Consider the following 15,521-nt stretch of genomic DNA (forward strand, 5'->3'; position numbering starts at 1 on the left):
TTCGAAATGAACCAAGCAACAACTAAGGAGCACTCTCGTGACTGAGCGCATTGTTCTGGCCTACTCCGGTGGCCTTGATACGTCCGTAGCCATCGGCTGGATCGGTGAAGCCACCGGCGCCGAGGTCATCGCTGTGGCCGTCGACGTCGGACAGGGCGGCGAGTCCCTGGAGACCATCCGCCAGCGCGCACTCGGTTGCGGCGCGGTCGAGGCTTACGTGGCTGACGCCCGCGATGAATTCGCCAACGAATACGCCATGCCCACCCTGAAGGCCAACGCCCTCTACCAGGGCCACTACCCCTTGGTTTCCGCGATCTCGCGTCCGGTGATCGTCAAGCACCTGGTCAAGGCTGCCCGCGAATTCGGTGCCACCACCGTTGCCCATGGCTGCACCGGCAAGGGCAACGACCAGGTTCGCTTCGAGGTCGGCATCCAGACCCTTGGTCCGGACCTGAAGTGCATCGCACCCGTCCGTGACCTCGCCCTGACCCGCGACAAGGCCATTGCCTTCGCCGAGGAAAAGGGTCTGCCGATCGAGACCACCAAGAAGAACCCGTACTCGATCGACCAGAACGTCTGGGGACGCGCCGTCGAAACCGGTTACCTCGAGGACATCTGGAACGCTCCCACCAAGGACATCTACGACTACACCGCCACCCCGGAATTCCCGCCGGCGCCGGACGAGGTCACCATTTCCTTCCAGGCCGGCGTGCCGGTAGCAATCGACGGCGTCAAGGTCACCCCGCTGCAGGCCATCCAGGAACTGAACCGCCGTGCAGGCGCGCAGGGTGTTGGCCGCATCGACGTCGTTGAAGACCGCCTGGTGGGCATCAAGTCCCGCGAGATCTACGAAGCTCCGGGCGCCATGGCGCTGATCACCGCACACAAGCACCTCGAAGACATCACCATCGAGCGCGAGCAGGCCCGTTTCAAGGCAACCGTTGGCCAGCGCTGGTCCGAACTGGTGTACGACGGCCAGTGGTTCTCCCCGCTGAAGCGCTCCCTGGACGCCTTCATCGAGGACACCCAGCAGTACGTGTCCGGCGACATCCGCATGGTTCTCCATGGTGGCCAGGCGATCGTCAACGGCCGCCGCTCCGAGACTTCGCTCTACGACTTCGATCTCGCCACCTACGACACCGGCGATACTTTCGACCAGTCCATGGCACGCGGCTTCATCGAGCTGTGGGGCATGTCGTCCAAGGTTGCTTCCGGTCGCGACCTGCGGGTTGCCGGCGAATGACCAGCGATACAAACGAAGGCGCTCTGTGGGGCGGCCGGTTCGCCGGCGGCCCCGCAGACGCGCTGGCCGCGCTCAGTAAGTCGACGCACTTTGACTGGCGCCTGGCCCGCTACGACATCGCCGGTTCCATGGCGCACGCACGCGTGCTGGCCAAAGCCGGGCTGCTTGACGATGCTGAGTTGGAAGGCATGCTCGCCGCCCTCACGCAATTGGACGAGGACGTCGCCAGTGGCGCCTACCTGCCTGCAGAGAGCGACGAGGACGTCCACGGCTCCTTGGAACGTGGGCTGATCGAGCGGGCTGGAACCCAACTGGGTGGAAAGCTCCGCGCCGGCCGTTCACGGAACGACCAAGTGGCAACCCTGGGGCGCATGTTCCTGCGGGACCACGCGCGCATCATTGCCAAGGGTGTCCTGGCAACCGTTGATGCCCTCCTGGACCAGGCAAAGGCCCATCACGGCGTTGCCATGCCAGGGCGCACCCACTTGCAGCACGCCCAGCCGGTCCTTCTGAGCCATCACTTGCTGGCACACGCGTGGGCCTTGCTCCGCGATGTGCAGAGGCTCCAGGACTGGGACAAGCGCGCCGGTGTTTCGCCGTATGGTTCGGGTGCGCTGGCGGGTTCATCGCTGGGCCTTGATCCTGAGGCCGTTGCTGCGGATCTTGGCTTCTACTCGGCCGTGCACAACTCGATCGACGGCACCGCCTCGCGCGATGTTTTCGCCGAGTTCGCCTGGGTTTGCTCCATGATCGGCGTGGACCTGTCCCGGATCTCCGAGGAAGTCATCTTCTGGGCCACCAAGGAGTTCTCCTTCGTGACCCTCCATGACTCCTACTCCACAGGGTCATCCATCATGCCGCAGAAGAAGAACCCGGACGTTGCCGAGCTTGCCCGCGGCAAGGCCGGCCGCCTCATCGGCAACCTCACCGGCCTCCTGGCAACCCTGAAGGGCCTCCCGCTTGCATATAACCGGGACCTTCAGGAAGACAAGGAGCCGGTCTTCGACGCAGCAGACACCCTGGAAGTCCTTCTTCCGGCCGTGTCAGGGATGATCGCCACGCTGACGTTCAACACGGAACGCATGGAGTCGTTGGCGCCGCAGGGCTTCGCGTTGGCAACGGACATTGCCGAGTGGCTTGTCCGCCAAGGCGTTCCCTTCCGCGAAGCCCACGAGCTTTCCGGCGCTGCCGTCAAGCAGGCCGAAAGCCGTGGCGTGGAGCTGTGGGATCTGACCGACGAAGAGTACGCAGCTATCTCGGAGCACCTGACTCCAGCGGTCCGGAGTGTACTCAGCACCGAAGGTTCGCTGAACAGCCGCAATTCGCAGGGCGGCACCGCACCGGCCGCCGTCGAACGCCAAATGGCAGCGCTCGAAGCGGAACTTGAGTCGGCGCGTCACTACGCCGGCTGAGTTCCTCGGGCAACTGCGGGACGGCACACACGTGCCGTCCCGCAGTGCTTTAAGCCACGGTTGCGGGTCCCAGCCGTGCGTTAGCATGGCGATATGACTCAGATCACCCCTGGGACGCTGCCCGCAGAGCTTCACAAAGCCGCCGGCACTCTCACACGCCTCCTGGCCAAACTGGACGAAACCACCGTCAAGGACCAGTCAACGCTGCCCGGCTGGACCCGCGGTCACGTCCTCGCCCACATCGAAGGAATCTCCCATGCCATGGCCCGCCAGCTCGAGTACGCGAGGCGTGGCGAAACGGTGGAACTCTACGACGGCGGCATGGAAGGCCGTACCAAGGCAATCGAACTGGCCGCCGGGCACAGCCTCGCCGAGCACCGCGAAGACCTGGGCGCTGCGGTCGCCAGGGCCCTCGCCGCAGTGGACGAAGTGTCCGGTGGCGACTGGCAGGCTCCCATCGCCTACCGCGACGGTACGGTGTTCGACGGCGGGCTGGCACTCTGGCGCGAGCTCACCATCCATGGCTCGGACCTGGATGTGGGTTTTGGAGCCGAGACATGGAGCCGCCCTTTCTGTGAGCACCTGATCTCGTTCCTTGCGGCGCGGGTTCCCGGGCCGTACAAGCTTGTTCTGCAGCCGACAGGTCTTCCCCAGATGACCGTGGGGACCGGGGGAACATCCATCGCCATCACGGGCATGCTTACCGACATTGCTGCCTGGCTCGCGGGACGCGAACCCAGCCTGGGCAGCCTCCGGGCCACCGCAGCTGCCGACGGCGTGGAGCTCCCCGCGCTCCTGCCCTGGCCCGCCGCACAACCCACCACGAACCAACCCACCACCACGAACCAACCCACCACCACCCGCTAACGTCCCTCTCTCACATCCCGATGCTTCCTGCAGGTTCCTCTCTCACATCCCGCTGCTTCCTGCGGGTTTCTCTCTCACATCCCGCTGCCTTTGGCGGCGGGTGGCCGCACGCCACAGGTGCATGGTGGCATAGGAGCGCCATGGGCTGACTTCCCGGAAATCGGAATTCAGCTCCATGCCGGAGGGGAGTTCTTTCAGCCCGTTCCGGACAGCGGCATCGTTGGCCAGGTAGACATCCGGCGCACCCAGGACGCGCATGGCAACGTACCCCACCGTCCAGGGCCCCACTCCGGGCAGGGGCAGTAGTTTCTCCTCGAGGTGCCTGACGTCGTCGCCGTAGCCAAAGTCCAGGGCGCCTGTGGCCATGGCTTCGGCCGCGGAGAGAATGGATTCGATCCTTCGCCGCGGGCCGCGAAGCAGCCCGCCCCCGTTGGAGGCAATTTCTGCCGGCGTCGGGAAGCGGCGCCGCAGATCTCCATCGACTTCCGACGCGGAACCGGCCGCAGAGAGCTGCGTCAGGGCCGTTCGAGCTGCTGCCACGGTGATCTGCTGGCCGATCATTGCGCGGATCAGCAATTCCTGGGGGTCCATGGCGCCGGGCAACCGCATCCCGGGGAGGGCGGCAACGCTGTCACTGAGCCGGGGGTCAGCTCCAAGCGCGGCATCGATTGCCTGGGGATCGGCGTCGAGGTCGAGCAGTCGCCGGACGCGGCTCAAGAGTGCGGGAAGATCCTGAAGATCGGTCATGGTCGCCTTCAACAGCAGTGGCTTGCCTGCCGCTCCCGGCGTGTACGTCACAGCGAAGACCGAGTCGCCGCTCGGGAGGCGAAGTGTGCGGGCGTAGCTCCGCGATCCGTCTGCGCCGGCGGTGCCGGCCTCGATACCGGGTACCGCCCGGACGGTAAGGAAGTCGAAGATTCCCGGGTCGAAAGGCTCGCGGTATGGCAGGCTCAACGTCAGGGTTGCAGGTTGCCCGCCCCGGTGGTCCGCATCCCCGCTTCGTCGCGCTGCCGTGGCGCGCACCGCGCTGGGCGTCATGGCAAATACCCCGCCAATGGTTTCGTTGAATTGCCGGACGCTGTTGAAGCCCGCCGCGAACGCGACGTCGGCCAGGAGCATATTGGTGGATACCAGGAGTGTCCTGGCCGTCTGCGCCCTCCCGGCCCGTGCCAATGACAGGGGACTGGCTCCCACCTCCTGCGTCAGGATGCGGTTGATCTGCCGGACGGAATATCCCAGCCGTTGCGCAAGTCCCGCCACGCCCTCCCGGTTAATGACTCCGTCGTTGATGAGCCTCATGGCACGCCCGGCCACATCGGACCGGATGTTCCAGGCCGGCGTCCCTGGGACCGCCTCTGGCAAACACCGCTTGCACGCCCGGTACCCTGCTTCGTGGGCAGCCGCCGAGGTCTCGTAAAAGGTGACATTCGCAGCTTTCGGGGTCCGCGCCGGACATGACGGCCGGCAGTAAATCCCTGTTGAACTCACGGCCGTGAAGAACTGCCCGTCAAAGCGGGTGTCGCGCGCATCGATCGCCCGGTACCGCTGCAAAAAGTCCATCTCCCTATCCTTGCAGCAGGACAGAGGCGCTTCTAGCGGAAATCGGACATCGCCGTCAGGGCTTTTGTTAGGGTCGGGGTCATGGATCTGATCGAAGGGGACTACATCCGGGAACCCGGGGAAATCCGTGAGTACCTGTCCGGCGATCCGAGGATCCTGGGCCCTGCTTTCCTTGGTGCTGTGTTGACCCACCATTCTGCAGCAGGCACGGTGTCGGTGCGGCTCACAGAGGTTGAGGCGTACATGGGACCCCGCGACTCCGTCACGCCGGATCCGGGTTCGCACACCTACGGCGGCCCTACGCCGCGCAATGCGCCCATGTTCGGACCGCCGGGATACCTCTACGTGTACTTCACCTACGGGATGCATTACTGCGCCAACATCGTTTGCGGCCCCGCAGGTTCGGCATCGGCCCTCCTTCTGCGTGCGGGCAAAATTCTGGAGGGCGAAGGACTCGCGGCACTGCGGAGGCCGGCTGCGAAAACCAGCAAGGACCTGGCAAGCGGTCCGGCCAAGCTCGCTTCCGCGTTGGGGCTCACGACGGCGGACACCGGCCGTGACGCGCTCGCAGAACCCTTCAGTTTGTGGTTGCCCCAGCGGCCCGCGCCCGCTGTAGCAAGCGGCCCGCGGGTGGGGGTAGCCGGCCCCGGCGGCAGCACGGACTATCCCTGGAGATTCTGGGTTGAAGATGACCCGACCGTCTCCCGGTACAAAGCAGCAAAACCACGGAAACGCGATCCCGCCGTCCAAGCCTTCCCGGCAGATGACCCCCACCCCACCAGTTCACCAAAATCGCTGTAGAATGGTAGGTCTGTCTTTTGCGATAGGGGTAATGGTTCGATGCACGACGCTGATTTGGTCCACGAGCAGGAATATGTGGCGGGGCTGTATGCCCGGCTGGATGAGCTGCGCGCAGAGAAGCGCGCCCAGTTGGCCCAGGTGCGCAAGTCCGGTGCGGTCGGAACCATGCAGAACGTTTCCGAACGTGACGCGTTCGCGGCACTGTACGAAGACCGCCTCGCCCAACTCGACGCCGTCGACGACCGCTTGGTGTTCGGCCGCCTGGATCTCGACTCAGGGGAAGCCCAGTACATTGGCCGCATTGGCCTGTCCACGGCTGACCTCCAGAGGCTCATGGTCGATTGGCGCGCCCCGGAAGCAGGCCACTTCTACCAGGCCACCGCGTTCGACCGTCAAGGTGTGCGCCGCCGTCGCCACCTGATCCTGCAGGGCCGTGACGTCAAGGCGATCGAGGACGACGTCCTGGACGCCGGTCTCCTGGCCGATGACGAATCCCTCCAGGGCGAGGGCGCTCTTCTGGCAGCGCTGAACTCCAAGCGCACGGGCCGCATGTCCGACATCGTGGGAACCATCCAGTCGGAGCAGGACAGGATCATCCGTTCCTCGATTTCCGGGGCACTGGTGGTTCAGGGTGGTCCAGGTACCGGCAAGACGGCAGTCGCCCTGCACCGCGCTGCCTACCTGCTGTATACGCACAGGGAACGGCTCAAGAGCGCCGGCGTCCTTTTGGTGGGTCCTTCGTCCTCGTTCATGCACTACATCGAACGCGTGTTGCCGTCTCTGGGTGAAACAGGTGTGGTCATGGCCAGCCTGGGACGCCTGATGCCGGGCATCCATGCGATCCCTGAGGACAACGCCGATGTTGCGGCGCTCAAGGGCAAGCTGGACATGGCCAAGGTGGTGGCCAACGCCGTAGCCAACCGCCAACGTACTCCCGCCGAGGACCGTGTGCTGGAAGTTGACTCGAGGAAGCTGACGTTGACGGTCCGTCAGGTGCGCCGTGCACGTGAAAAGGCCCGGGCAACGGGGAAGCCTCACAATGAGGCACGGCTGACATTCGTCAAGATCCTTCTCCGGGAGCTCACGGAGCAGTTGACGGACATGGTGGAGGAAGCCAATATCGGCAACAACGCCGATCGCGCCTATCTGGCGGAAGACGTCCGTTCCGCCAGGGATGTCCGTATTGCGCTCAACCTGTGCTGGATGCCCATGACCCCTGAAAAGCTCATTTCGGAGCTCTTCAGCAAGCCGGCCATCCTGGAGGCGTGCACGCCGCACCTCACCCCGGATCAGCGCGCGCTCCTGCAGCGCCCTGTGGATGCCCCGTGGACCGAAGCCGACGTGCCGCTCCTGGACGAGGCTGCCGAGTTGCTGGGCGAGCTTGACGCCGCAGCGGGCAGGGGACTGGCCCAGCAGGAAGCGGATCGCGCCCGCGACGTCGCCAACGCCAAGCAGACCTTGGCCAATATGGAATCGATGGGCGTCGACGTCCTCATGACGGCCGAGGAGTTGGCGGACCAAAACCAGGAACGCGAGGCCCGCCTGAGTGCGGCAGAGCGTGCCACCAGTGATCGCTCGTGGGCTTTCGGGCACATCGTGGTGGACGAGGCCCAGGAACTTTCGCCCATGCAGTGGCGGCTTCTGGTGCGGCGTTGCCCCCTGAAGTCCTTCACCATCGTGGGCGACATCGCTCAAACCAGTGCCGCGGCCGGTGCGAATTCGTGGCAAAGTGCCCTGGCGCCGTCGTTCGGTGACCGCTGGACCCTTGAGGAACTGACGGTCAATTACCGCACGCCGTCACAGATCGCTGAGGCTGCCGTGCGCATGGCCAACCGGGCCGGCCTGGTGGTGTCCGCGCCCAAGGCGGTCCGTGAAGGCAAATGGTCGCCGGTGGTGGACCGTGTTGAGGAGGGCGGCATTGTGCGTCGTCTGGTTGAGGTGCTGCCGGAGGAAGTGGACGCGCTCGACGGCGGCCTGCTGGCAGTAATTGCCGATGGCGCCTTGCTTCCCCAGGCCACGGCTGCCCTTCGGGAAATCTACGGCAAACGTATTGGCAGCGGTGCCGGAAGTTACGAGCAGGACATTGTGGTGATCAGCCCGAAGGAAGCCAAGGGCTTGGAATTCGACGGTGTGGTGGTGCTCGAGCCGGCAGACATGCTGAACCACGAGCACGGCAAGGTGGGCGATCTCTACGTGGCCATGACCCGTGCCACGCAACGCCTCCGGCTGATTGCGGCGGCGCCGGTTCCGGCCGGTATTGAGCGTTAGGAAATTCCCGGGCTGCAATCCTGCTAACTTAGATCTCGTGTCACACGTAAACAACCTCGAGTCCCAACACAACGATCCCGCCTTTGCCAACGTCTGGCAGGAGCTCAAATGGCGCGGTCTGGTTCACGTTTCCACTGATGAAACGGAACTGGAAAAACTGCTCGCCGGGGACCCGATCACGTATTACTGTGGCTTCGATCCGACGGCTCCGTCGCTGCACTTGGGCAACCTGGTCCAGTTGCTGGTGATGCGGCGCCTGCAACTTGCCGGCCACCACCCGCTGGGTCTGGTGGGCGGCTCCACGGGCCTGATCGGTGATCCACGTCCGACGGCGGAACGCACCTTGAACACCAAGGACACCGTCGCCGAGTGGGTCGGCTACCTTCAGGGACAGGTGCGGCGCTTCCTCAGCTTTGAGGGTGGCAACCCTGCCCGGATGGTCAACAACCTTGATTGGACCGCTCCGCTCAGCGCCATCGATTTCCTGCGTGAGATCGGTAAGCATTTCCGTGTGGGCACCATGCTCCGCAAGGACGCAGTGGCCTCGCGCTTGAACTCCGACGAGGGCATCAGCTACACGGAATTCAGCTACCAGATCCTCCAGGGCATGGATTACCTGCAGCTGTTCCGCGACTACGGCTGTGCCCTGCAGACCGGGGGATCGGACCAGTGGGGCAACCTCACCAGCGGCACCGAGCTGATCCGGAAGGTTGAGGGCAAGAGCGTTCACGCGTTGGGTACTCCGCTGATCACCAACTCCGACGGAACCAAGTTCGGCAAGAGCGAGGGCAACGCCATTTGGCTGGACCCGGAGATGTGCAGCCCGTACGCCTTCTACCAGTTCTGGCTGAACACCGCCGACGCTGACGTGGTTGATCGTTTGAAGGTCTTCACCTTCCTTTCGCGTGCTGAGATCGAGGAAATCGGACAGTCCGTTGCCGAGCGCCCGTTCGCCCGCGAAGGCCAAAAGAGGCTCGCCTTCGAAGTGACATCGCTGGTGCACGGTGAGGAAGCGACCGAGAAAGTCATAGCGGCATCGGCTGCGTTGTTCGGCAATGGCGATCTTTCCGTGCTGGATGAACGCACACTGGAAGCCGCAACGTCCGAGCTGCCCTCCGCCACCGTTGGCTCCGACGGTCTTGGAATCATCGATCTTCTGGTTGCTTCCGGCCTTTCGGACAGCAAATCCGCTGCCAGGCGGACTGTCGGCGAAGGCGGCGCCTACGTGAACAACGCCAAGGTCACCGATCCCGACGCCGTGATTGCCCAGGACGATCTTCTGCACGGGAAGTACCTGCTGCTCCGTCGCGGCAAGAAGAACCTGGCCACCATTAAGGTCTCAGCCTGAATTTTGCTGAAGGAAGGGCCGGCAACCGTTACGGTTGCCGGCCTTTCTGCGTTTGACCCCACCCCCTTTGCGTCCCTCTCTCACGTCCTGTCGGGGTTTCGGGGGTTGCTCTCTCACGTCCCGCGGGGTTTCTGGGGTTGCTCTCTCACGTCCTGCCGGGTTTCGGGGGTTGCTCTCTCACGTCCCGCGGGGTTTCGGGGGTTGCTCTCTCACGTCCTGTCGGTGTTCGACGGCGGTGGGTTGGGTGGTGTGATGGGGTTCACGGGTGGTGGTTGTGGGGTTTTGGGGGTGTTTTGGTGGGTGGGTGGTGGTGTTTGGCTTGTGTTTGCGGGGTTTTTGGGTGGTGTTGGGGTGGATTTGGTGGGTGGCTGGTGCGCGTGTAAAGTTATTCGAGTTGCCGCCGCTGTTGCGGGGAAATGGTGACAGACTCCCTTTCAAATTGCCGGTTTCGGTGGTGCTTTTGTGTGCTGCTGGGTGGTGTGGGGGCCCGGGTTCTGGTTTGCTTTGTGCGGCTGGTTCGGGTAAGTTTGAAAAGTTGCTCCGGAGCGATCTTGGACCCTGTTGGGTGTGGGTGGTGCCGGTTAGTGTCTGTTGTTTGAGAACTCAATAGTGTGCCAAGTTTGTTGATACCGATTGTTTTATTGATTGGTTGAAATTATGGCTGGATCATTGCGCACCCCCGTGTGTGGTGGTCTGGTTTTCAGCTGGTTTCGAATTTTGTGCAGCCGCGTTTTGCCGTTATTTCCGGTGGGTGTGGTTGTGTCTGTTATTTTTCAACGGAGAGTTTGATCCTGGCTCAGGATGAACGCTGGCGGCGTGCTTAACACATGCAAGTCGAACGATGATCCCAGCTTGCTGGGGGATTAGTGGCGAACGGGTGAGTAACACGTGAGTAACCTGCCCTTGACTCTGGGATAAGCCTGGGAAACTGGGTCTAATACCGGATACGACCATCTGGCGCATGTCATGGTGGTGGAAAGCTTTTGTGGTTTTGGATGGACTCGCGGCCTATCAGCTTGTTGGTGGGGTAATGGCCTACCAAGGCGACGACGGGTAGCCGGCCTGAGAGGGTGACCGGCCACACTGGGACTGAGACACGGCCCAGACTCCTACGGGAGGCAGCAGTGGGGAATATTGCACAATGGGCGCAAGCCTGATGCAGCGACGCCGCGTGAGGGATGACGGCCTTCGGGTTGTAAACCTCTTTCAGTAGGGAAGAAGCCGTAAGGTGACGGTACCTGCAGAAGAAGCGCCGGCTAACTACGTGCCAGCAGCCGCGGTAATACGTAGGGCGCAAGCGTTATCCGGAATTATTGGGCGTAAAGAGCTCGTAGGCGGTTTGTCGCGTCTGCTGTGAAAGACCGGGGCTCAACTCCGGTTCTGCAGTGGGTACGGGCAGACTAGAGTGCAGTAGGGGAGACTGGAATTCCTGGTGTAGCGGTGAAATGCGCAGATATCAGGAGGAACACCGATGGCGAAGGCAGGTCTCTGGGCTGTAACTGACGCTGAGGAGCGAAAGCATGGGGAGCGAACAGGATTAGATACCCTGGTAGTCCATGCCGTAAACGTTGGGCACTAGGTGTGGGGGACATTCCACGTTTTCCGCGCCGTAGCTAACGCATTAAGTGCCCCGCCTGGGGAGTACGGCCGCAAGGCTAAAACTCAAAGGAATTGACGGGGGCCCGCACAAGCGGCGGAGCATGCGGATTAATTCGATGCAACGCGAAGAACCTTACCAAGGCTTGACATGAACCGGTAATACCTGGAAACAGGTGCCCCGCTTGCGGTCGGTTTACAGGTGGTGCATGGTTGTCGTCAGCTCGTGTCGTGAGATGTTGGGTTAAGTCCCGCAACGAGCGCAACCCTCGTTCTATGTTGCCAGCGGTTCGGCCGGGGACTCATAGGAGACTGCCGGGGTCAACTCGGAGGAAGGTGGGGACGACGTCAAATCATCATGCCCCTTATGTCTTGGGCTTCACGCATGCTACAATGGCCGGTACAAAGGGTTGCGATACTGTGAGGTGGAGCTAATCCCAAAAAGCCGGTCTCAGTTCGGATTGGGGTCTGCAACTCGACCCCATGAAGTCGGAGTCGCTAGTAATCGCAGATCAGCAACGCTGCGGTGAATACGTTCCCGGGCCTTGTACACACCGCCCGTCAAGTCACGAAAGTTGGTAACACCCGAAGCCGGTGGCCTAACCCTTGTGGGGGGAGCCGTCGAAGGTGGGACCGGCGATTGGGACTAAGTCGTAACAAGGTAGCCGTACCGGAAGGTGCGGCTGGATCACCTCCTTTCTAAGGAGCTGCTAGCAACTGGTTGCTGTGCCTGTATGGGTGTGGTGGTGGTTGTCAGTGTTGCCCATTGCGCAGGCGTCTGTTCTGCGGTGGGTGCTCATGGGTGGAATATCAACGAATCATTTTTTTGGCATGGTCTTCTGTGCTGTGTCCTGGTGTGAGTACGGCAACGTGCGTCTTCCTTTGTGGGGGGTGTGGTGTTGTTGGGAAAGCGTTCCGGGGTGTGGTGTGTGGGGGTTGTGTTTGGCGCACTGTTGGGGTTCTGAGGCAACAGGACCTTGTGCAGCAATGCATGGGACGGTTGTTTCTGTGTTTCCTGCTTCTGGTTCTGTTCTTGCACGTGTGTGTGGGGGTGGTCTGGTTGATGGGGTTGTTGTTTGAGAACTACATAGTGGACGCGAGCATCTAAGAACACACATGCCTGTGGTGTGGGTGTTCTTATACAGCAATTTCTTATGAATGAACCCTGGGCCCAAGTGGCTCGTGGTTCTCTCGAGTATGTTTTTGATCTTTGTGTGGTCAAGTTTTTAAGGGCACACGGTGGATGCCTTGGCATTAGGAGCCGAAGAAGGACGTAGGAATCTGCGATAAGCCTGGGGGAGTTGATAACCGAGCGTTGATCCCAGGATGTCCGAATGGGGAAACCCCGCACAACGCTGCAAGGTGATTGTGTGACCCGCATCTGAACACATAGGGTGCGTGGGGGGAACGCGGGGAAGTGAAACATCTCAGTACCCGCAGGAAGAGAAAACAATAGTGATTCCGTTAGTAGTGGCGAGCGAACGCGGATCAGGCTAAACCGTTTCATGTGTGATAGCCGGCGGGCGTTGCATGGGCGGGGTTGTGGGACTTTCCGTTCTGGTTCTGCCGGACCAGTGAGGTGATGTGCGTGCATAGGTGAACGGTCTTGAAAGGCCGGCCAGAGAGGGTGTGAGCCCCGTAACCGTAATGTTGTGTGCAGCCTGGAGAGTATCCCAAGTAGCACGGGGCCCGAGAAATCCCGTGCGAATCTGTCAGGACCACCTGATAAGCCTAAATACTTCCTAATGACCGATAGCGGACCAGTACCGTGAGGGAAAGGTGAAAAGTACCCCGGGAGGGGAGTGAAACAGTACCTGAAACCGTGTGCTTACAATCCGTCGGAGCAGTCTTGGTTACTGTGACGGCGTGCCTTTTGAAGAATGAGCCTGCGAGTTAGTGTTACGTCGCGAGGTTAACCCGTGTGGGGTAGCCGTAGCGAAAGCGAGTCTGAATAGGGCGAGTGTAGTGGCGTGATCTAGACCCGAAGCGGAGTGATCTACCCATGGCCAGGTTGAAGCGACGGTAAGACGTCGTGGAGGACCGAACCCACTTCAGTTGAAAATGGAGGGGATGAGCTGTGGGTAGGGGTGAAAGGCCAATCAAACTCCGTGATAGCTGGTTCTCCCCGAAATGCATTTAGGTGCAGCGTTGCGTGTTTCTTGCCGGAGGTAGAGCTACTGGATGGCCGATGGGCCCTACAAGGTTACTGACGTCAGCCAAACTCCGAATGCCGGTAAGTCAGAGCGCAGCAGTGAGACTGTGGGGGATAAGCTTCATAGTCGAGAGGGAAACAGCCCAGACCACCAACTAAGGCCCCTAAGCGTGTGCTAAGTGGGAAAGGATGTGGAGTTGCGAAGACAACCAGGAGGTTGGCTTAGAAGCAGCCATCCTTGAAAGAGTGCGTAATAGCTCACTGGTCAAGTGATTCCGCGCCGACAATGTAGCGGGGCTCAAGTACACCGCCGAAGTTGTGGATTTCACACAGTACCCTAGCCTTCGTGGTTCAGGGGTGTGGAGTGGTAGGGGAGCGTCGTGTGGGCAGTGAAGTCGCGGTGGAAACCAGCGGTGGAGCCTACACGAGTGAGAATGCAGGCATGAGTAGCGAAAGACGGGTGAGAAACCCGTCCGCCGAATGATCAAGGGTTCCAGGGTCAAGCTAATCTGCCCTGGGTAAGTCGGGACCTAAGGCGAGGCCGACAGGCGTAGTCGATGGACAACGGGTTGATATTCCCGTACCGGCGAAGAACCGCCCATGCCAAGCGGGGGATACTAACCGCCCGGAGCCTGCCCTAGCACCCTTGTGGTGTGTGGGTTTTGGCCGAGCGCGGGACCTGATCCCGGGAGGTAAGCGTATTAACAGGTGTGACGCAGGAAGGTAGCCGGGCCGGGCGATGGTTGCCCCGGTCTAAGGATGTAGGGTCAGGGATAGGCAAATCCGTTCCTGTGTGCTTCGAGCACGATCCTGAGATCTGATGGGACTCCCGTAAGGGGGGATCCGGTGATCCTATGCTGCCGAGAAAAGCATCGACGCGAGGTTCTAGCTGCCCGTACCCCAAACCGACACAGGTGATCAGGTAGAGAATACCAAGGCGATCGAGAGAATTATGGTTAAGGAACTCGGCAAAATGCCCCCGTAACTTCGGGAGAAGGGGGGCCTGCCCCGTGATACAGACTTGCTCTGTGGAGCGGGTGTGGGCCGCAGAGACCAGGGGGAAGCGACTGTTTACTAAAAACACAGGTCCGTGCGAAGTCGCAAGACGATGTATACGGACTGACTCCTGCCCGGTGCTGGAAGGTTAAGAGGACCGGTTAGCCCTTACGGGCGAAGCTGAGAATTTAAGCCCCAGTAAACGGCGGTGGTAACTATAACCATCCTAAGGTAGCGAAATTCCTTGTCGGGTAAGTTCCGACCTGCACGAATGGAGTAACGACTTCCCCGCTGTCTCAACCATAAACTCGGCGAAATTGCAGTACGAGTAAAGATGCTCGTTACGCGCAGCAGGACGGAAAGACCCCGAGACCTTTACTATAGTTTGGTATTGGTGTTCGGAGTGGCTTGTGTAGGATAGGTGGGAGACGTTGAAACCCGGACGCCAGTTCGGGTGGAGTCATCGTTGAAATACCACTCTGGTCACTTTGGACATCTAACTTCGGCCCGTGATCCGGGTCAGGGACAGTGCCTGATGGGTAGTTTAACTGGGGCGGTTGCCTCCTAAAAAGTAACGGAGGCGCCCAAAGGTTCCCTCAGCCTGGTTGGCAATCAGGTGTCGAGTGTAAGTGCACAAGGGAGCTTGACTGTGAGAGAGACATCTCAAGCAGGGACGAAAGTCGGGACTAGTGATCCGGCGGTACATTGTGGAATGGCCGTCGCTCAACGGATAAAAGGTACCTCGGGGATAACAGGCTGATCTTGCCCAAGAGTCCATATCGACGGCATGGTTTGGCACCTCGATGTCGGCTCGTCGCATCCTGGGGCTGGAGTAGGTCCCAAGGGTTGGGCTGTTCGCCCATTAAAGCGGTACGCGAGCTGGGTTTAGAACGTCGTGAGACAGTTCGGTCCCTATCCGCTGCGCGCGCAGGAAATTTGAGAAGGGCTGTCCTTAGTACGAGAGGACCGGGACGGACGAACCTCTGGTGTGTCAGTTGTACTGCCAAGTGCATCGCTGATTAGCTACGTTCGGATGGGATAACCGCTGAAAGCATCTAAGCGGGAAGCTCGCTTCAAGATGAGATTTCCATACACAATTTGTGTGAGAGGCCCCCAGCCAGACCACTGGGTTGATAGGCCGGATGTGGAAGCGAGGACTAAAGACTCGTGAAGCTGACCGGTACTAATAGGCCAACAACTTACACCACACACAAAAAAACACTGCACGCGTCCACTATGTGGTTCCCGAACAACAACCGTTCCAGGAACCAACAAACA

Annotated in this window: 7 protein-coding genes and 2 rRNA genes; 8 read left to right on the top strand and 1 reads right to left on the bottom strand. The window is 61.0% G+C overall.

What is annotated here, in order from left to right:
- The first annotated feature begins 37 nt into the window (after window positions 1-37).
- From JOE60_RS07175 to JOE60_RS07185, 3 genes are all read left to right on the top strand, one after another.
- A complete protein-coding gene (locus JOE60_RS07175) occupies window positions 38-1,243 on the top strand; it encodes an argininosuccinate synthase (RefSeq protein ID WP_159734867.1) in 1,206 nt (401 codons plus the stop codon).
- The gene (gene argH, locus JOE60_RS07180) at window positions 1,240-2,655 is read left to right on the top strand and encodes an argininosuccinate lyase (protein WP_167264929.1); all 1,416 of its coding nucleotides are present in this window, start codon (window positions 1,240-1,242) and stop codon (window positions 2,653-2,655) included. Before JOE60_RS07175 ends, argH begins: the two co-directional genes overlap by 4 nt.
- Before the next feature lie 93 nt (window positions 2,656-2,748).
- The gene (locus JOE60_RS07185) at window positions 2,749-3,522 is read left to right on the top strand and encodes a maleylpyruvate isomerase family mycothiol-dependent enzyme (RefSeq protein ID WP_167264930.1); all 774 of its coding nucleotides are present in this window, start codon (window positions 2,749-2,751) and stop codon (window positions 3,520-3,522) included.
- 42 nt (window positions 3,523-3,564) lie between these two features.
- Here JOE60_RS07185 and JOE60_RS07190 read toward each other — a convergent pair whose 3' ends face one another.
- A complete protein-coding gene (locus JOE60_RS07190) occupies window positions 3,565-5,082 on the bottom strand; it encodes an AlkA N-terminal domain-containing protein (protein ID WP_167264931.1) in 1,518 nt (505 codons plus the stop codon).
- An 81-nt stretch (window positions 5,083-5,163) separates the two neighbouring features.
- Here JOE60_RS07190 and JOE60_RS07195 point away from each other — a divergent pair, with 81 nt between their 5' ends.
- The 5 genes from JOE60_RS07195 (at window position 5,164) to JOE60_RS07215 (ending at window position 15,451) form a co-directional block, all read left to right on the top strand.
- A complete protein-coding gene (locus tag JOE60_RS07195) occupies window positions 5,164-5,883 on the top strand; it encodes a DNA-3-methyladenine glycosylase (RefSeq protein ID WP_167264932.1) in 720 nt (239 codons plus the stop codon).
- 39 nt (window positions 5,884-5,922) lie between these two features.
- Window positions 5,923-8,151: a HelD family protein gene (locus tag JOE60_RS07200; protein ID WP_167264933.1), complete on the top strand. Its 2,229-nt coding sequence runs from the start codon at window positions 5,923-5,925 to the stop codon at window positions 8,149-8,151.
- Between the two features lie 37 nt (window positions 8,152-8,188).
- Window positions 8,189-9,499, top strand: coding sequence for a tyrosine--tRNA ligase (gene tyrS / locus JOE60_RS07205; RefSeq protein ID WP_167264934.1), 1,311 nt, complete (start codon window positions 8,189-8,191; stop codon window positions 9,497-9,499).
- A gap of 773 nt (window positions 9,500-10,272) precedes the next feature.
- Window positions 10,273-11,794 (top strand): 16S ribosomal RNA (locus JOE60_RS07210).
- Window positions 11,795-12,311: 517 nt separating this feature from the next.
- Window positions 12,312-15,451: ribosomal RNA gene (locus JOE60_RS07215) — 23S ribosomal RNA — on the top strand.
- The 16S and 23S rRNA genes sit together here, the layout of an rRNA operon.
- The last annotated feature ends 70 nt before the right edge of the window (window positions 15,452-15,521 follow it).

It is taken from the genome of Paenarthrobacter ilicis (assembly GCF_016907545.1).
Taxonomy (GTDB): domain Bacteria; phylum Actinomycetota; class Actinomycetes; order Actinomycetales; family Micrococcaceae; genus Arthrobacter; species Arthrobacter ilicis.